Origin of the sequence: Acrocarpospora corrugata (assembly GCF_009687845.1) — a bacterium.
Lineage (GTDB): Bacteria > Actinomycetota > Actinomycetes > Streptosporangiales > Streptosporangiaceae > Acrocarpospora > Acrocarpospora corrugata.
In genome coordinates, this window is sequence record NZ_BLAD01000087.1 from 1 (window position 1) to 18023 (window position 18023).

Sequence of the window (18023 nt, forward strand, 5' to 3'; positions counted from 1 at the left end):
GAGGAGTTCGGCTTGGGGGTGGGTGGGGGCGCAGAGGTAGGTGTAGAGGCCGATGAGGAGGCGTTGGACGTCGGCGTGGGGGCGGACTACCAGGCGGAGGAACTGGCTGGTGGTGCCTAGTTTGTTGCCGCATTCGCGGACGAAGACGCTGTGTTCGGCCATCAGGTAGTCGCGCAGGTCGCGGCCGTCTTTGCCGGGGGGGAGTTTGACCAGGACGAAGTTGCCCTGGGAGGGGAAGACGGTGAGGCCGGTGAGGGAGCGGAGCTGGCGGAGCATGGTTTCGCGGTCGTGGGCCAGGAGGCGGAGGCTGTGCTGGTATTCCTGCATGTGCTCCCGGAGCATGAACACGACGACTTCCGCGAACGAGTTCAGATTCCACTTAGGTAAGGATTTCCGGATATTTCCGGCGATGCCGGGGTTGGCTACTAGGTAGCCGAAGCGGATGCCGTGCAGGCCGAAGTTCTTGCCGAGGCTCTTGAGGACGATCACGTTCGGGCGCAGGGCGGCCTGGTCGGCCACGCTCGCGTACGGCTCCGCGTCCACGAACTCGATGAAGGACTCGTCCACGATGACCAGGTCGAGGTCGGTGAGGCGGTCCAGCATGCGGATGACCTCGTGCCGGGCCAGATATCCGCCGTCCGGATTGTTGGGGTTGCAGATGACCGCCACCCGCGAACCCCGGTCCCGTACAAAACGGATGTAGGACTCGATGTCCAGCCGGAAGCCCTGCGTCTCCAGGAGTGGGTACATGTCCACGCGTTTGCCGGTCTCCAGCGGCTGGTCGGTCCAGCGCCCGAAGGTGGGGACGGGGATGGCCAGGCTCTCCCGGACCAGCAGGTGGTCGATCCAGGTGATCAGCTCGGTGGAGCCGTTGCCCATGGCGACGGTGGCCGGGTTGAGGCCGAGCGTGGCGCAGAGTTCCTTGGTGATCGTGTCGGAGTCGCTCGGGTAGTACTTGAGCACGTCGACCAGGTTCCGGCGCAGCCCCTCGAACATCTCCTTCGTCGGAAAGTACGGGTTGCACGGAATGCAGAAGTCCACCAACTCCCGCCGATGGCCGGATGAACCACGCTTCAGCGCGAAATACGACGGGCTGTGCGCGCCGTTCCGCATCAACGCGAGATCGACCGATCCGCTCAACTCGCTCATCCTCCTCCGCGCGGGCACCCGCCCACACGCCCTGGAAGCGCGCCGGCTACGGGAAGCGCGCCATCACCCAGGGGTACGCGCGCGGTCACGCCCCGGTTCGACCCCGCGATCCGGCGTAGTCGACTTCTTGACCCTTGCTAACCATATGACTAGGTTGTATTCATTATCATGAAATAGGTGTTAGGCGAGGTCAGGCGCGTGACGGAACGTTCGCAAGTGTTCATCGGCGGCCGTTGGGTCACAGGCACCGAGTCGCGACCGATCGAGGTGCGCAACCCCGCCACCGGCGCCCGGGTGGGCCGCGCCGTCCTCGCGTCCCGGGCGGACGTCGACGACGCCGTCGCGGCGGCCCGGGAGAGTTTCGCGGCGGGCGGCTGGTCCGGCGCCACCCCCGCGCACCGCGCCCAGGTGCTGCGCACGGCCGCCGACCTGCTGGAGAAGCGCGCCGCCGAACTCGCCCGGCTGATCACGGCCGAACTCGGCTGCCCGATCTGGTTGAGCGAGCGGACGCACGTGCCAGAGCCGATCAGCCGGCTGCGCCAGTGCGCGGACCTGGCGGAAAGCTTCGAATACGAGGTACGCGGCGACCACAGCCTGGTCACCAGGGAGCCGGTCGGCGTGGTCGGCGCGATCACGCCCTGGAACGGCCCGCTCAGCATGCCCACCCTGACCGTCGCGCCCGCGCTGGCCGCCGGCTGCTCGGTCGTGCTCAAACCGGCGCCGGAAACCCCCCTCACCGCCTACCACCTGGCCGAGGCCCTGATGGAGGCCGGGCTGCCCGACGGGGTGCTCAGCGTGTTGCCCGGCGACCGGGACGCGGGCACGCACCTGGTCGAACATCCCGAAGTGGACCAGGTCGCCTTCACCGGCGGCAGCGCGGCCGGCCGCCGGGTGCTGACCGCCTGCGCCGATCGGATCGCCCGGGTGACACTGGAACTCGGCGGCAGATCGGCGGCGGTGATCCTGGGCGACGCGGACCTGGACCACGTCGTGTCCGGCCTGCTGCCCCAGGCGCTGCTGGTCAACGGCCAGACGGGGATCACGCAGACCCGGCTGCTGGCGCCCCGCCCGCTGGCGGCGCGGCTGGCCGAAGCCGTGGCAGAAGGGCTGCGGGCGCAGCGGCTGGGCGATCCGATGGACTCCGGCACCACGGTCGGGCCGATGGTCAGCCGGCGGTGGCGGGACCGGGTCGAGGCGTACCTCGCGCTCGCCCGGGAGGAGGGCGCGCAGGTGGTCGCCGAGCAGCTGCCCGCCGCGCTGCCGCATGGATGGTTCGTCGCGCCGACGCTGCTGACCGGCGTGGACAGCACGATGCGGGTGGCCCGGGAGGAGATCTTCGGGCCGGTGCTCGCGATCATCCCGTACGACCGCGAGGAGGAGGCGGTGGCGATCACGAACGACGCGCCCGCCGGCCTGTCGGGGTCGGTGTGGAGCGCCGACGAGGAGCGGGCGCTGGGGATCGCGCGCCGGATCAGGACCGGGACGATCAGCCTGAACGGACGTACGCAGGCAGCCGGGGAGCTGGGCCCCGACGCGCTCCGCGGTTACCTCGTGATGAAGTCCATCGCCCTCTGACCACGGGCGATCGGTGTGGCAGCCGCCTGACGCGCAGGTCCGGATGAGAACCTCTTCGGACCTGTATTCGTAAGGAGAGCGGTGTCCTCGGTCGAGATAGCACCCAGGGACACGGCGCTCTGGATCAACGAGGTGGTTCCGGACGGCGAACTGGGGGCAGCGGTCGACCGGTGGCTCGCCGAGATCCACGGGCTCTGCCCGAGCCGCCTGGAGCTGGCCAAGCTCCAGATGACCGTCGGAAAGGGGCCGGTTCATGAAGTACTTCCGTGAGCTGCGGCCGACGTTCGCCGACCGTACGGACTGGGCGCTGCCGGCGGTGTTGCGGCAGCACGCGGCGGCGCGCCCGGACGCGGTCTGGCTGGACGCGCCCGAGGAGGGCAGGACCTGGACCTTCGCCCAGATGCTGGCGGCGGCGGAGGCGGTCGGCGGCGGCCTGATCGAGGCCGGGGCGGTGCCGGGTGAGCGGGTCGTGATTGTGGCGGGGAACTCGTCCAGGTTCGTCCGTAGCTGGCTGGGGTGCGCGGTGGCGGGCCTGGTCGAGGTGCCGATCAGCACGGCGTACCAGCAGGAAGTCCTGGCCGATCAGGTCGGCACGGTCAAGGCCAGGTTCGCGATCGTGGACGACGTGTACGCCGAGCGCTTCGCGGAGATCACCGAGGCCGCCCAGGACATCGAGAGGTTCTGGGTGATCGACACCGGCCGGCTGGAGGACGCCATCCGGGTGCTCAACGGCGCCGGCTGGCCCGCCGCCCCCTGGGACGACCTGGAGGCACCCCGCGACGTGGATCTCCCGGTGGTCTCGCCCCGCGATCTCGGCGCGATTATGTTCACCTCCGGTGTCGGCGGACCCGCCAAGGGCGTGGCCATGCCGCACGCTCAGATGTACTTCTTCGCCGACCTGAGCGCCGCGCTGACCAGGCTCACCCCGGCCGACGTCTGGCTGGCGGTCACGCCGCTGTTCCACGTCAACGCCCGGTTCATGGCGGCCTATCCCACGCTGGTGACGGGGGCCAGGTTCGTGCTGCGGAGCCGGTTCGGCGCCGGCGAGTGGCTCGGCCAGATCCGGGAGAGCCTGGTCACCGTGACCAACGTCATCGGCGTGATGATGGACTTCGTCTGGAAGCAGCCGCCCAGGCCCGACGATGCCGACAACACGCTCCGCTGCGTCCTCGCCGTGCCGACGGCGGCCGCTCTGGTGGAACCGATGAAGGCCAGGTTCGGCATCGAGGCGTTCGTCGAGGTGTTCGGCCTGACCGAGATCGGCGCCCCGATCGCGACGCCGTACGGGGAGGATCGCCCGCCCGGGGCCTGCGGGCTGCAGGCGGACGAATGGTTCGAGGTCGCCCTGGTCGACCCGGACACCGACGAGGAGGTTGACACCGGGGAGCTCGTGGTCCGGCCGAAGGTGCCGTTCATCTGCGGCGACGGCTACTTCGGCAGGCCGGACCGGACCGTGGAGGCGTGGCGCAACCTCTGGTTCCACACCGGGGACGTGCTGAGGCGGGACGCGGACGGCTGGTTCTACTTCGTCGACCGGGTCAGGGAGACGCTGCGGCGAAGCGGCGAGAACTTCAGCCCGGGGGAGGTGGAGGCGGTGATCCTGGCTCATCCGGCGGTGCTGGAGTGCTGCGTCGTCGCCGTGCCGGGCGAGGACGAGGTGATGGCGTACCTGATCGTGGGAGACGAGGTCAGCCCGGAGGAGGTCTGGGCCTGGTGCGACAGCCGGATCCCCAACTTCGCCGTGCCGCGCTACCTGCGCTTCGTCGCCGACCTGCCGAAGACGCCGTCGCAGCGGGTCCAGCGGAACACGCTGCGGGCGGCCGGGGTCACGCCGGACACCCACGATCGCGTCTCAATGGGCTGAGACCCCTCTCTTCTCGCTCGTCCCAACTGAAGTCGCGTTGATCGCTTCCGATGCCAGCGCGTCGATGTGGCACTGCGGACCGGGCCTGACCCAGGCTGGCCCACCTCTACCGATTCGGTAGAAATGACGGTATTTCATCGCCGATCGGGTGGGCGTCTCACCGCCCGTGCTATGCGCCAGGCTGTTGAGGCGAGTACGTTCCCAGAAGCCGGGATGTCCGTTCAACCCTGACGTTGAGAACTGCTCAGGCGGAGCCCCAGACGACGGGGGCGGCCAGGGCTTCGGGGAACTTGCGTTCGGCGTAGCGGAGGTACTCGTCGAGGTGCCCGGCCATCGCCGTTTCCGAAGCTTCCGGGGAGCGTTCGGCCAGGGCCTGGTAGACGCGCAGGTGGGCCTTGTGGACGGCGCCGCGGCGGGCCTCCGGGTAGTCGACGCCGATGGCCGAGCTGTCCAGGACGCGGAGCAGGGCGTCGACGAGGTAGCCGAACATGGCGTTGCCCGAGCCGCGCGCGACCAGGTCGTGAAAGCGCCTGTTCTCGGTCAGGAAGACGCCCTGGTCGTCCAGGTTCTCGCGCATCCTGTCGACGCTCGACTTGAGCTCGGCGAGCTGCTCGTCGCTCATCCGCTGCGCGGCCAGCCGGGCCATCATCGGTTCGAGACCGGCCCTGGCCTCGGCGACCGTACGGAACGGCGCGTTCTCGAACTGGAGCAGCAGCGTCAGGGCGGTGGCCAGGCTGGTGGCGTCGGGCCGCTGGACGACGGGGCCGCCGCCGGGGCCGGGCTTGAGCGAGAGCACGCCCTGGAGTTCGAGGAAGCGCAACGATTCGCGCAGGGTGCCCCTGCCGACCTCGTAGGTGTCCAGCATCGCCTTCTCCGGCGGCAGGCGGTCACCGGCCCGGTTCCCGCGCCGGTTGATGTCCGCGACGATGCGCTGGGCCACCAGCATGGCCGTCTTCTGTGGACGCAATGACACCTGAGCCATGCTGCGCGACCTCCGGAAGCCCGTCCTTCGATGCGCATGAATACTACCGTTGACCGGAGCCGCCGGTGGGCCTCATCGCCCGCCGGCGGCTCCGGGACTCAGAAGCTGGACTCCAGTTCGATGGCCCGTCCGGTGCGTGCGGACTCGTGCGCCATGAGCATGATCTCCAGCGCGTGCCGGGCCACCTCGGCCCCCATGACCGGCTCGGCGGTCCCCGCCACCAGGTCCGCCAGATGGTCCACCAGCAGGGCCCGGCGCAGCTTGTCCACCCGCTGCTGCGCGGGCTCCAGGTGCGCGAGGTCCACGTCGATCCACCCGCTCAGCCCGCCGACCGCGTCCAGCAGGAACAGGTCGATGGTCCGGCCGCCGTTCTGGTTGATGTTGTTCGGCAGGTTGAGCGTGCCGGCCCGCCCGAACACCTCCAGCCGGGGGCCCTTCGCGGCGTTCACGTTGAACGTCCCGTCCACCACCGCGAACGTGCCGCCGCCGAAGTCGAGCATGATCAGCGTGTTGTCGTCGGTGGTGACGGTGATCTCCTTGCCCGCGTAGGGGCCGGACCGGACGACCCTGGTCGGCTCGGTGATCCCGGAGAACGCGCTCACCCGCTTGGCCGGACCGAGCAGGCCCAGCGCCTCGGTGATGCCGTACACGCCGACGTCGAAGAGCGGCCCCGAGCCCTCCTGGTAGAACCAGGTCGGGTCGGTCGGCCAGTTCATCATCGACGCGGGGCCGCCGTGCGAGGCGCGGATCTTCGCGAACGCCACCTTGCCGATCCGGCCCTCGCGGATCAGCCGGGCGGCCTCGATCCGGGTCGGGTAGAGCATGTTCGGCGGCGAGCACACCACCTGCAGGCCGCCCGCCCGAGCCGCCTCGATGATCGCGTCGGCATCCGCCATGGTCGTGGCCAGCGGCTTCTCCGTGGCGAGATGCTTCCCCGCCTCCAAGATTCGCAGCGAGGTCGACCCGTGCGCCGGGATCGGCGTCAGGTTCAGCACCGCGTCGATGTCCGCGCCGTCGAGCATCGCCTCCAGCGAGTCGTACGTCTGCGCCGCCCCGAACCGCTTGGCCGCGTCGGCGACCCGCTCCTGAACCGGATCGGCGAGCGCCACCAGCTCGACCTTGTCCTTGATGTGGTGCAGGTTGGGCAGCACCCCGTAGTCGACGGTGGCGATCGCGCCCACGCCGAGCACGCCAAGCTTCAGCACAATGAATCCTCTCTGAGGCGGGTCAGCCCTTGACGGCGCCCGCGACCATGCCCTGCATCAGCCGCTTCTGGACCAGCAGGAAGAACACCACCACCGGGATCGTGAAGATCACGCTCGCGGCCATCACGCCGCCCCAGTCCGAGTAGTAGCTGGAGAAGTACTGCTGCAACGCGACCGGCAGCGTCTCCCGGTCCGACTGCTGCATATAGGTGGCCGAGAACATCAGCTCGTTCCAGGAGGTGATGAACCCGTAGATGGAGCTCGCCGCCAGACCAGGCCAGACCAGCGGGAACACCACGAGCCTGACGGCCTTCATCCGGCTGGCGCCGTCCACCATGGCCGACTCCTCCAGCTCCACCGGGATGTCCAGGTAGAAACTGCGCAGCATGTACGTCGCCAGCCCCACGGTCAGCGCCAGATGGGACAGGATCAGGCCCTGGTAGGTCCCCAGCAGGCCGGTGTTGCGCAGCACCACGAACAGCGGGATCACCAGCACGGTCTGCGGCAGCATCTGGATGGACAGGATCACGATCAGCAGGTAGCGCTTGAGCGGGATCTTGTACCGGGCCAGCGCGTACCCGGCCAGCAGCGCGATCACCCCGGTGATCAGCGTCGTCGCGCCCGCCACCAGCACCGAGTTGAGGAACTGCCGGGGCACCGCGCCGTCGAACAGGTGCACGTAGCGGTCCAGGATCGGCGACGTCGGCAGGAACTCCGGCGTCTTGGTGAAGATGTCCTGGTCCGGTTTGAGGGAGGTGACCACCATCCAGAAGAACGGGAAGAGGCTCACCACCACGATCACGAGCATCGCTCCGTAGAGGAGCACCCGCCTGGTCATCGGTCCTCCTTCGAGAGCCGCACGTAGACCGCCGTGATCGCCGCAAGCAGCACGAAGGTGACCACCGCCATCGCCGCGGCGGCACCCTGGTCGAGCACGGTGAACGCCTGCAGCCAGGTCAGCAGCGACAGCACCTCGGTGCTGTGGCTCGGCCCGCCCGGCGGCGTGGTCATCACCAGGAAGTGGTCGAACGACTGGTACGCGAAGATCGTCGACATCACGCCGAGGATGGTCAGCAGCGGCTTCATCATCGGCAGCCTGATCCGCAGCAGCGACTGCATGAAGCCGGCGCCGTCCACCCTGGCCGCCTCCAGCACCTCGCCGCGGGTGGACCGCAGCCCGGCCAGCATCGAGATCGCGATGAACGGCACCGAGTGCCAGACCACCGCGATGGTGATCGCCACCAGCGAGGTGAACCCGCTGTTGAACCAGGCGAAGCCCTGGAACCGGTCGAAGCCGAGGCTGACCAGGAGCCAGTTGGCGATGCCGTACTGGTCGTTGAAGATCCACTTCCAGACGATGCCGGAGGCCACCCGGGGCATCGCCCAGGGCAGCAGCACGATCACCGTCACGATCTTGGCCATCCACGAGCCCGCGTCCAGCACCAGCGCGACGGTCAGGCTGATCAGGAGCGTGCAGGCGACGCAGACGATCGCGAACACCGTGGTCCTGATCAGCGCCGACACGAAGTACGGATCGGCGAACAGCGCGGTGTAGTTGTCCAGCCCGTTGAACGGGCCCGAGATCAGGTTCTCGCCCTCGTGGAAGGAGAGCCAGACGGTCCGGACGATCGGGTAGCCGACGACCCCGACCACCACCGCCAGCAGCGGCGCGATCAGCAGGCTGGGCAGGCCGTACCCGGCCAGCCGCCGGAATCGGGGGCGCCGGGGGGGACGGGCGCGCCGCGGCGCGCCCGCCTCCCGTTTCGCCGGTGCGGTAACCGTCATTGCTGACCGATCGCCGCGTCAATCTGGCCGGCCAGTTCCTGCATGGCCGCCTCGGCGGTCTTCTGCCCGTTCATGATCGACTGCATCGCGTTCACGATCGCGCCGGTGCCCTCGACCTTGCCCCAGGTGGACACGGCCGGGATCGACCGGGTGTTCGGGGCCTGCTCGGCGTAGGCCTTGAGCAGCGGCGCGGAGAACGAGCCGGTGGTGCGCTCCTTCTCCAGGGCGTCGGTGGTGGCCGGCAGCAGGCCGATCTTCGTGGTGACCGGGACCAGGTTGTCGGTCTTCATCATGAAGTCCACGAAGCTCTTCGCGGTCGCCTTGTTCGTACAGCCCTTGAAGATGGCCAGGTTGCTGCCACCGGCGAAGGTGTCGTTGTTGCCGCCGGGGCCGCTCGGCATCGGCGTGGTGGCGAGCTGCGCCTCCATGCCCGGGTTCTGGGCCAGGATCGTCTTCAGGTCCCAGCTGCCGCCCACCATCATGCCCACCTGGCCGAGTGCGAACGCCTTGGCCGCGTCGGCGCCCTGCCAGGTCACCGCGCCCTCGGGGGACAGCTTGTGCTTGGTCAGCAGGTCGGCGTAGAAGGTGAAGGCCGCGATCGCCTCCGGCGAGTTGACCTTCGCGGTCCAGGCGCCGCCGGTGTTGGTGGCGATCTCGCCGCCCCAGTTCCAGATCATCGGCAGCCAGTACCACTGGTTCCCGCCGACGATGCCGAAGCCGCTGACGCCCTCGTTGGCCTTCTGCACGGCGGTCGCCGAGGTCAGCACCTCGTCCCAGGTCTTCGGCGCGGCCAGCCCGGCCTTGTCGAACAGGTCCTTGCGGTAGATGAGGGCGCGCACCCCGGTGTCGTACGGCACCGCGTACGACACCCCGTCCAGCACGGTCGAGTCGATCATGCTCTGGGTGTAGGTGCCCTGCATCGACGCCGGGTCCTGGGCGATCGGCTCCAGCGCCTGCAGACCGGCGAACTCCGGGCTCCAGGTGTTGCCGATCAGCGCCACGCACGGCACGGTGCCGCCCGCGATGCTGGTCAGGTACGTCTTGTGCGCGTCCGCGCCGAGGAAGCGCAGATTGACCTTGGTGCCCGGGTGGGCGGTCTCGTAGTCCTTGGCGAGCTGGATGACGACCGGCTGCTGGGTGGCGCCGATCGGGTCGCCCATCCAGACGTCGATGGCCCCGGTGACCTCACCAGACCCGGTCGCGGGGGCGGGGGTGTCCTCCCCGCAGGCGGACAGCAGCAGCAGGCTCGCCGCGGCGGACGTCGCCGTCAAAATTCTCCATCGATCTTGCATGTTCACTCCTGGCATGGCGTTCTCGGTAGCGGTGTATGAGCGCCCCCGCGCGCTTTGCGTTGTCTGGGGTAGGAGCACGGCCTCGCGGCCGGGCTACCGGGGACGTCCACGTCCGGGAATCGGCCGTGACGACTTGTGGGGCTCCAGGTTGTTTCTGGCCATCACCTCGGCCTGCTGGAACTCCTCGTAGAGCGGTTCGTACCTGCGCACCAGGTCCGGCTCGGCGGGCACGGTTCTGGTGGTTCGCACCCATCGGTCGCGGAGGGTCGCCAGGCCCTCCAGGCCGTTGGGGTCGATCGCGGTGGCCGCGATCATGGCCGTACCGAGCAGTCCTGCCTCGGTGGTCTCCGGCACGAGCAGGTCGCGCCTGAGCACGGCGGCCAGGACGCGCAGCCACACCTGGCTCCGGGCTCCGCCGCCGACGGCGATGAGCTCGGCCGGGTCACGGCGGTCGAGCTCGGTGCCGGCGGCCGTGCGCAGCCACATCGCCGTGCCCTCCAGCACGGCTCTGGCCAGGTCGGCGCGGTCGTGGGCGAGGGTGAGGCCGAGGATCACGCCTCGGGCCGACGGGCGGGGCGCGTCGCCGCGCTCGCCCATCAGGTGGGGGAGGACTTTCACGCCGCGCGCACCCGGCGGTACGGCTGCCGCGGCGGCGGCGAGCGCCGGGGCGTCGTCGCCGACCAGGTCGGCCAGCCAGGCCAGGGCGGAGCCGGTCGCGGTGGTCGCGGCGAAGCAGAGCGGCTCGGTCAGCCGGTCGGCGGCCTGCGCGGACGCGAATCCGCCGACGGCTCCAGCGGTGCCGAGGTAGACGCAGGCCCGCCGCGGCAGTACGGCGGCCGAGCCGAGCAGGGTCGCCATCCAGTCGCCGGTGCCGGTGGCGACGGGAGTTCCGACGGCCAGGCCGGTACGGGCGGCCGCGGCGGGCGTGATCTCGCCGGCCAGGTCGTGCGGCTCCCGGATCAGCGGCAGCTGTTGTACCGAAATTTCGGCGTATGAGGTGGTGGTGGGGGACCAGGTGCCGCCGTCGGCGAAGCCGGTGCCGCCCGCGTCGTAGCGGTCGGTGGCGATCTCGCCGGTCAGCCGGAAACGCAGGAAGTCCTTGACCGGCAGATACCAGCGGGTACGGGCGGCGGCGTCCGGGTTCTCCGCCACCCACCACCGCATCCGCTCCACGCACGAGCCATCGGCCATCGGCCGCTGGTCGGGCCAGAGCAGGGCGGGCCCGGTCACGGTCCCGTCCTCGCCGAGCGGGACCAGCGTGTGCATGAAGCCGCAGACGGCCACCGCGCTGATCAGCTCGGCCGGAATCGGGCCGTTGAGCACCTCCCGTACGCAGGCCACCAGCGCCAGCCACCAGCGCTCCGGGTCGGCCTCGGCGGCGACCACGTCGGGATGGTCGATCGGGGTCCGCCGGGCGGCCTCCCGCAGCAGCCGGCCGGTGTCGTCGAAGACGGCGGCCTTGGTCCCGCTGGAACCCTGGTCGACAGTGAGCAGATAGGACAACGGGATCACCTCCGGGCTGTGCTTCAGGGCTGGATGAGGACCTTCATGGCGAGCGAGCGGTCCTTCTCCTCGGCGGCGACGAACGCCTCGACGATCCGGTCCAGCGGGTAGCGGTGCGTGATGAGCGCGTCGGCGTTCACCGACCGGGAGGCCAGCAGGTCCAGCGCGGTCACGTACTCGGGCGGCGCGTAGCTGTTGGACCAGTGCAGCGAGACCTCCTTGACGTAGGCCAGGTGCGGCTCCAGCCGGGGCGGGCTCGGGTAGACGCCCAGCACGCAGACGTGCCCGCCCGGCGTGACCAGCTCCACCGACTGCTGGAGGGTGACCTCGGGAACGGCCACCGCGTCCACGACCAGGTCCGCGCCGCGCCCCTGGGTGAACTCGGCCGCGGCGGCGGCCACGTCGTCGACGCCGACCAGCGCCACCTCGTCGGCGGCCCCGGCCTTGACGGCCAGGTCGAGCGACTCCCTGGTCATGCCGGTCAGCAGGACCTTCAGCCCGTTGGAGCGGGCGACCTGGCCCATGGTCAGGCCCATCGTGCCCGCGCCGAGGATCACCGCCGTGCTGCCTGGCGGGGACTCCACCAGGTTGTAGGTGTGCACGCCGCACGCGTAGCAGTCCAGGATCGCCCCCGCCGCCAGCGAGACGTGGTCGGGCAGCGGATGCGCGCGCCCGGCGGGGCAGAGGTCGTATTCGGCGAATCCCTCGCTGGTCACGTGGGTGTCGCCGACATAGCCGCGCCGCCGGCACAGATGCACCCGGCCGGCCGTGCACGGCGGGCAGCCGCCGCAGTTGATCAGGTGTTTCGGCTCCACCGCGACCCGCTGCCCGACCGTCAGCCCGGTCACTCCGGCGCCGAGCGCGGCCACCTCGCCGGCCAGCTCGTGCCCGTCCCGGCCCGGTTTGTCGGCGCTGTGCTGCCACGGGCCGAGGCCGCGGAAGGCCAGCACGTCGCTGCCGCAGATCCCGGCGGCGCCGACCCGGATGAGCACCTCGCCGGGCCCCGGCTCGGGGATCGGCAGGGTTTCGACGCGGATGTCCCTGCCGCCGTGGAAGACGGCGGCGCGCTGACTGGTCATCGGCCCTCCTGGACGTGGCGCTAGAGCGGCGGGTTGAGGTGCTTGGCGGCGGACTTGACGCTCGCGCCGCCGTGGACGATCTCCACCAGCGCGGCCACCATCCGGTCCGGGCGCTCGGCCTCGACGATGTTGCGGCCGTAGACCACGCCGCGCGCGCCGGCCTCGACGGCGTCGGCCGCCATCTGGAGTGCGTGGATGGGGGTGGGCTTCATCGGGCCGCCGAGGGCCAGCAGCGGGACCAGGCAGCCGTCGACGACGGTGCGGAACTCGTCCACGGTGCCGACGTACTGGGCTTTGACGAAGTCGGCTCCGGCTTCGGAGGAGAGGCGGGCGCCGTTGGCGACGTTGGTCACGGTGTGGGCCGCGAGGTCTTTGAAGGAGACCGGGATGGGTTCCGCCATGACGGGCATGCCCCACCGGTCGGCTTCCGCGCAGAGTTCGCGGAGTTCGCCGAGTTTGGTGACCTGGGGGTTGCCGGGGAAGACCTTGAGTTCGAGGGCGTCGGCGCCGAATCTGACGGCTTGGCTGACGCCGTACTGGGCGGACGGGATCTCGCTGTCCAGGGCCACGATGAGGCCGGTGCCGGCCAGTTCGGCGGCGGCGGCGCGGGCCAGGCCGATGGTGGCCAGGATGGCGTCCACCCCGCCGTCGACGATCCGGCGGACCGCCGCGCGGCCGTTCTCCAGGCCGGGGGCGACGCCCTTGATCCCGGCGTCCATCGCGGCGATGACGGCCCGGCCGTCGGGGGCGAAGACGTGGTGCATTCGACGGCGCGGCCAGCTGGTGTGGGTCATGACTTCCTCAGATGGGGGAGAGCGGGGGTCTCAGAGCTCGGACACGACGAGCGACTTGAGGCCTTTCTGCTGCCTGGTGGTCTCGAAGGCGTCGGCCACCGAGTCGAGGGAGAAGCGGTGGCTGATCAGGGGGGCGACGTCGACCAGGCCGAACTCCAGCAGGCGGAGCGCGGTGGCGAAGTCGTTGGGGATGAAGTCGTGGCTGCCGGTGATGGCGACCTGGTCGTAGTGCGGGACGTCGGGGTTGAGCTCGACGACGCCCTTCGGGTGGGTGCCGGCGAACAGGTTGACGGCGCCGTTGCGGGCGACCAGGTCGAAGGCGCCGGCGATCACGGCGGGGCTGCCGACGGTGACGATCACCACGTCCGCGCCGCGGCCCTCGGTGAGGGCCCGGACGGCCTCCCGGTCGGAGCCCACGACGGTGTCGTGCGCGCCCAGGGCACTGGCGGTCTCCAGGCGTTCCGGCTTCAGGTCGGCGACGATCACCCTGGCCCCGCGGGAGCGGGCCACCTGGGTGTGCAGCAGCCCGATCGGGCCCGCGCCGAGGACCAGGACGTTGCTGGTCAGCGGCATCGGCAGGGCCCGGTGCGCGTTCACCACGCAGGCCAGCGGCTCGCAGAACGAGGCGGCCTCCAGGCTCAGCCCGTCCGGGACCCGGCGCAGCTGGGTGACCGGCATCACGGTCGCGTCGGCGAATCCGGCGATCGGGAACTTCACCAGGTTCTCGCAGAAGTTGGCCGCGCCCCTGGCGCACTCGTGGCATCGGCCGCAGACGCCGCGCCAGTCCAGCACCACCCGGTCGCCCTCGGCGAAGCCGCCGGTGTCGCCGCCGAGTTCGCTGATCACGCCGGCGACTTCGTGGCCGGGGGTCCAGGGGGCTCGTTTGGCGGCGCCGGATCCGGTGTAGCTGCGGATGTCGCTGGGGCAGACGCCGGAGGCGTGGATGGCGACGACCGCCTCACCGGTCCCGGCGCGAGGCTCGGGTACGTCCTCGATGCGCAGGTCGTTGTGCCCGTAGAGCAGTGCGGCCTTCACTCCAACTCCTTCTCTGCTAATCAGACTGTCTGCTTGTCTGGCAGGTTTGAATTCTTACTTCCGTCGCCAGAGCTGAACAAGGCTCTGGTCGTATCTTATTTGTCACGTTTTGGTGTATTAAGCAGCTTTAAGGGGTGATTGAGAGTTTTTACCCAAAAAGCTGGCGGAGGACGTGGATGGTGCGGAGCTGATCCTGCGGTCCGCCGCCCTCGTGGTTGTTGTACGGCCAGACGGTGATGTCCTTCTCGCCGCCGTACGCGTTGTAGGCCGCGTACACGGTCGACGGGGGGCAAACGCCGTCCATCAGGGCCACCGAGAACGAGCCCCGGCAGCTCGCGCGGGCCGCGAACGCGGTGGCGTCGAAGTAGTCCAGGGTGGCGAAGGCGGTCTCGTGCTTGGTGCGGTGGATCGAGCACCAGCGGACGATCTCCGCGTACGGCTCCCTGTCGGTGATCGCGGTGCCGCGCCGGAACGCGCTCAGGAACGGCACATGCGGGATCGCGCCCGCGACGTCGTCCCGGAGACCGGCCGTGACCAGCGACAACGCGCCGCCCTGGCTGCGTCCGGTGACGGCGATCCGGCTGCCGTCCACGTCCGGGTGGGCCTTGGCGGCGTCGACGGCGCGGATCGCGTCCACGTAGAGCCGCCGGAGGTAGTGGTCCCGGGGATCGGTGATGCCCCTGGTCAGATAGCCGGGCACGGCGGGGCCGGTCGCCGACGGGTCGCCGGTGTCGCCGGCCCGCCAGCTGCTGCCCTGGCCCCGGGTGTCCATCACGAAGTGCCCGAATCCGGCGGAGGCGTACGCCAGGGACTCCAGTGGAATGCCGCGACCGCTGCCATATCCGAGATATTCGACAACGGTCGGCACGGGGCCGGTGCGATTCCCCGGCAGGAGCAGCCAGCCTTTGATGGGGTCGCCGCCGTACCCGCCGAATGTCACGTCGAACGCGTCCACCGTGCGCAATTCACCGTCATATGGTCGGAAAACCGGGTTAAGCGGCCCGGTGTCCCTGAGCGTTCCGGCCCAGAACTCATCGAAGTCCGAAGGTTCTGGATATGGATATCGATAAGCCCTCAGCTGCTCCAATGGGAGATCGAACTGGGCCATCAGATCACCTCCTTAAACAGGCGCGCGGGGTTGTCCACCGCCACCATCCGCATCGACTCCGGGCCGAGCACCCCGGCCGCCTCGTCGAAGCACGCCTGGACTGTGTCCGCGTCCACGAACGGGAAATCCGACCCGACCAGCACCCGCTCAGGACCGGTCAGCAGGGCCACGGAACCCAGCGCGTACGGCGTGGTGGCGAGCGCGAAGTCGTAGTAGAACGACCGCATCGTCCGATACACGCCGTCGACCTGAGCCAGCTCCGGCAGCGGTTCCGCGATGGCCAGGCGTCCGGCCAGGAACGGCGCGGTCCCGCCGCAGTGCGAGAAGATCCAGCGGATCCGCGGGAACCGGTCGGGCACGCCGTGGAGCATCAGGTTGACCAGGGCCCGGGTGCTGTCGAAGACGTACTCGATCAGCGAAGGCCGCAGGTCGATCTCGGCGGCGGGATAGTGCACGGGCAGAGTCGGATGCACGTGCACCACCGAGCCGCGCCGGTCGAGCTCGGCCAGCACCGGATCGAACTCCGGATCGCCCAGGTAACGACCGGCGTAGTTGGTCAGCAGCCCGACCCCGGCGAACGCCTCGTGCGCGCCGACCCGGTCGAGTTCGGCCAGCGCGTCCTCGGCTGACGGGAGCGGCATCGCGACGAAGGCCCGGAACCGGTCGGGGTGGGCCGCGACCGTCGCGACCAGGTCGTCGTTGGTCTGCCGGCACAGCTCCACGGCCAGGCCGGCGTCGCCGAAGAAGAACCCCGGCGAGCCGGCCGACAGGATCGCCAGGTCGATGCCGACCCGGTCCATCAGCGCCAGCGAGTCAGGCGCCGACCAGGCGGGCAGCCCGATGCCGGGCTGCGCGCCGATGCCGAGCTCGGCCAGCCGATCACGATATTTCGGAAATATCGCGTGGTGGTGGACGTCGACCTGCATGTCGTTAGTTTTCGAGAACCGCGTAAGCGCGGTAGTTGGACGAACCCGGACCGGCCGCGCGGTTCTTCAGGATCGCGGCGGCGCTGTAGGCGGGGGAGGACGCGGGCGGGTGCGCCGCCGCCGGCAGCGCGTTGCCCTTCGCCGGTTCCCGCGCCAGCAGCGCGCTCTTGATCGCCGAGCAGAACTCGGGCAGGTCGTTGGGGAGCCGGGAGGTGATCAGGTTGCCGTCGATCACGACCGGCTGGTCCACGTACCGGGCCCCGGCGTTGATCACGTCGTCCTTGATGGTCACCACGCAGGTGGCGTCCCGGTCCCGGACGATGCCCGCGGTCGCCAGCAGCCAGCCGGCGTGGCAGATCGCCGCCACCAGCAGGCCCTTCGCGTCCGCGTCCCGGACCAGCTTGACCATGTCCGGGTTGCGGCGCAGGTACTCCGGCGAGAATCCGCCGGGGATGATCACCGCGTCGACCGAGTCCAGGTCGACGTCGGTCACGGTCAGATCGGCGCGCGCGGGGTAGCCCAGCTTGCTGGCGTACACCTCGTCCACGGACGGGCCGACCACCCGCACGTCCGCGCCCTCCTCGCGGAACCGCAGCACCGGATACCAGAGTTCGAGCTCCTGGTAGAGATTCTCGACGAGCACGATGACACGTGCCTCGGTGAGCTGCACTCTCTCGCTCCTCAGACCTTGATGGACAGCACGCGGCGCGGGTTGTCGACGAGGATCGCCTGGATCTGCTCGTCGGTGACCCCCTTGCTCTTCAGCCGCGGCACGAAATGGGTGAACAGGTAGCCCAGGTCGACCCGCTCGTTGGCGAGCTGCGGGTCCGACTCGGTCACGTCGGAGCGCGGGTTGTAGAACCAGCGGTCGAAGGAGAGCACGATCTGGCTGCCGAAGCCGTCGGCGAGCAGCCCGACCAGCGCGTTCGCCATCAGCTCGTCCAGCTCCTCGGCCGTCTCCACCCGCCACGGGATGCCGATGTGGTCGATCTGCACGTTCGCGCCCCGGTTCAGGATCTCCCGCAGCTGGTCGTCGTTGGGCTCCACGAACGCGTGCCCGATGATCACCTTCGCCGGGTCGGCGCCCTCCTCCTCCAGGATGTCGAGCTGCTCGATCCCCGGGTTGGTGACCCGGTAGTCCATCGGGTCGGTGTGCGTGTTCACCGCGCACCCGACGATCCGCGACGCCCGCCCGGCCGCCCGGATCACCCGGTCCTCGACCTCGTGGATCCGCCGCCCGTTCGGCCCGATCGGGCTGGGCATCGGCGTCACGCTCTCCTGCCCGGTGGCGATCTTGATGGCCCCCGCCCTGTACGGCGTCTGCTGCCAGGCGAACACCATGCCCTCGGTGAGGTCCTTCACGAAGAAGTCGGTCAGCTCCTCCACCGTCTGCCGCCGCCAGTAGTACGGCACGCCCATCCGCTCCGGGAAGAACCCGGTGATCGCGATCACGTTCAGCCCGGTACGGCGGGCCACCTCCGCCATCAGCTCCGGATGCCGGCCCACCTCGGGCGGGGTCATGTCGACCAGCGTGCCGTACCCGTGCTCGGCCATGCCCTTGCTGACCTGCGCCGCGATGAACGAGACGTTGTTGTCGTAGTCGAGGACGGTGCGGTGGTCGAGTTCGGCGCCCGGGTATCCGTAGAGCAGGTGTTCGTGGGTGAGGATGACGCCGGACTTCTCCGGCGAGACGTCGCCGAGAACGGTCCTGAAGACTTCCATGCTG

General features: G+C 69.8%; 17 protein-coding genes. 3 read left to right on the plus strand and 14 right to left on the minus strand.

The window, feature by feature from the left end:
* Nucleotides 1-1149 (minus strand): pyridoxal phosphate-dependent aminotransferase (locus tag Acor_RS33770; RefSeq protein ID WP_155340834.1); only part of this gene is annotated, 1149 nt, incomplete at its 3' end.
* A 198-nt stretch (nucleotides 1150-1347) separates the two neighbouring features.
* Here Acor_RS33770 and Acor_RS33775 point away from each other — a divergent pair.
* The 3 genes from Acor_RS33775 to Acor_RS33785 all read left to right on the plus strand — a co-directional run bounded on the left by Acor_RS33775 (nucleotide 1348) and on the right by Acor_RS33785 (nucleotide 4588).
* The gene (locus tag Acor_RS33775; RefSeq protein ID WP_170317209.1) at nucleotides 1348-2724 is read left to right on the plus strand and encodes an aldehyde dehydrogenase family protein; all 1377 of its coding nucleotides are present in this window, start codon (nucleotides 1348-1350) and stop codon (nucleotides 2722-2724) included.
* Nucleotides 2725-2805: 81 nt separating this feature from the next.
* Nucleotides 2806-2994: a hypothetical protein gene (locus Acor_RS33780; protein WP_155340836.1), complete on the plus strand. Its 189-nt coding sequence runs from the start codon at nucleotides 2806-2808 to the stop codon at nucleotides 2992-2994.
* Nucleotides 2978-4588 carry an AMP-binding protein gene (locus Acor_RS33785; RefSeq protein WP_155340837.1) on the plus strand — a complete coding sequence of 537 codons (1611 nt, stop codon included), beginning with the start codon at nucleotides 2978-2980 and terminating at the stop codon, nucleotides 4586-4588. The genes Acor_RS33780 and Acor_RS33785 overlap by 17 nt, the downstream gene beginning before the upstream one ends.
* Nucleotides 4589-4832: 244 nt before the next feature.
* Here Acor_RS33785 and Acor_RS33790 read toward each other — a convergent pair whose 3' ends face one another.
* The 13 genes from Acor_RS33790 to Acor_RS33850 all read right to left on the minus strand — a co-directional run bounded on the left by Acor_RS33790 (nucleotide 4833) and on the right by Acor_RS33850 (nucleotide 18019).
* Nucleotides 4833-5570, minus strand: coding sequence for a FadR/GntR family transcriptional regulator (locus Acor_RS33790; protein WP_155340838.1), 738 nt, complete (start codon nucleotides 5568-5570; stop codon nucleotides 4833-4835).
* A gap of 98 nt (nucleotides 5571-5668) precedes the next feature.
* Nucleotides 5669-6775 (minus strand): Gfo/Idh/MocA family protein, encoded by a 1107-nt coding sequence (locus Acor_RS33795; RefSeq protein ID WP_218034640.1) that lies wholly within the window; start codon nucleotides 6773-6775, stop codon nucleotides 5669-5671.
* Between the two features lie 22 nt (nucleotides 6776-6797).
* Complete coding sequence (locus Acor_RS33800; protein ID WP_155340840.1) at nucleotides 6798-7613, minus strand: carbohydrate ABC transporter permease; 816 nt, start codon at nucleotides 7611-7613, stop codon at nucleotides 6798-6800.
* Nucleotides 7610-8560, minus strand: a complete 951-nt coding sequence (locus Acor_RS33805; RefSeq protein ID WP_155340841.1) for a carbohydrate ABC transporter permease — start codon at nucleotides 8558-8560, stop codon at nucleotides 7610-7612. The genes Acor_RS33800 and Acor_RS33805 overlap by 4 nt, the downstream gene beginning before the upstream one ends.
* A complete protein-coding gene (locus tag Acor_RS33810) occupies nucleotides 8557-9831 on the minus strand; it encodes an extracellular solute-binding protein (protein WP_170317210.1) in 1275 nt (424 codons plus the stop codon). The genes Acor_RS33805 and Acor_RS33810 overlap by 4 nt, the downstream gene beginning before the upstream one ends.
* Before the next feature lie 114 nt (nucleotides 9832-9945).
* Nucleotides 9946-11355, minus strand: coding sequence for a xylulokinase (locus tag Acor_RS33815; protein WP_170317211.1), 1410 nt, complete (start codon nucleotides 11353-11355; stop codon nucleotides 9946-9948).
* 23 nt (nucleotides 11356-11378) lie between these two features.
* Nucleotides 11379-12434 carry a zinc-dependent alcohol dehydrogenase gene (locus Acor_RS33820; protein ID WP_155340844.1) on the minus strand — a complete coding sequence of 352 codons (1056 nt, stop codon included), beginning with the start codon at nucleotides 12432-12434 and terminating at the stop codon, nucleotides 11379-11381.
* A gap of 20 nt (nucleotides 12435-12454) precedes the next feature.
* Nucleotides 12455-13228 (minus strand): class I fructose-bisphosphate aldolase, encoded by a 774-nt coding sequence (locus tag Acor_RS33825; protein ID WP_155340845.1) that lies wholly within the window; start codon nucleotides 13226-13228, stop codon nucleotides 12455-12457.
* Nucleotides 13229-13258: 30 nt separating this feature from the next.
* Complete coding sequence (locus Acor_RS33830) at nucleotides 13259-14263, minus strand: alcohol dehydrogenase catalytic domain-containing protein (RefSeq protein WP_155340846.1); 1005 nt, start codon at nucleotides 14261-14263, stop codon at nucleotides 13259-13261.
* Nucleotides 14264-14411: 148 nt separating this feature from the next.
* Nucleotides 14412-15371 (minus strand): acetylxylan esterase, encoded by a 960-nt coding sequence (locus Acor_RS33835; RefSeq protein WP_155340847.1) that lies wholly within the window; start codon nucleotides 15369-15371, stop codon nucleotides 14412-14414.
* Nucleotides 15371-16297: an amidohydrolase family protein gene (locus tag Acor_RS33840; protein ID WP_155340848.1), complete on the minus strand. Its 927-nt coding sequence runs from the start codon at nucleotides 16295-16297 to the stop codon at nucleotides 15371-15373. The genes Acor_RS33835 and Acor_RS33840 overlap by 1 nt, the downstream gene beginning before the upstream one ends.
* A 4-nt stretch (nucleotides 16298-16301) precedes the next feature.
* Nucleotides 16302-16967 (minus strand): type 1 glutamine amidotransferase domain-containing protein, encoded by a 666-nt coding sequence (locus Acor_RS33845; protein ID WP_155340849.1) that lies wholly within the window; start codon nucleotides 16965-16967, stop codon nucleotides 16302-16304.
* 11 nt (nucleotides 16968-16978) lie between these two features.
* A complete protein-coding gene (locus Acor_RS33850; RefSeq protein WP_155340850.1) occupies nucleotides 16979-18019 on the minus strand; it encodes a phosphotriesterase family protein in 1041 nt (346 codons plus the stop codon).
* Between the last annotated feature and the right edge of the window lie 4 nt (nucleotides 18020-18023).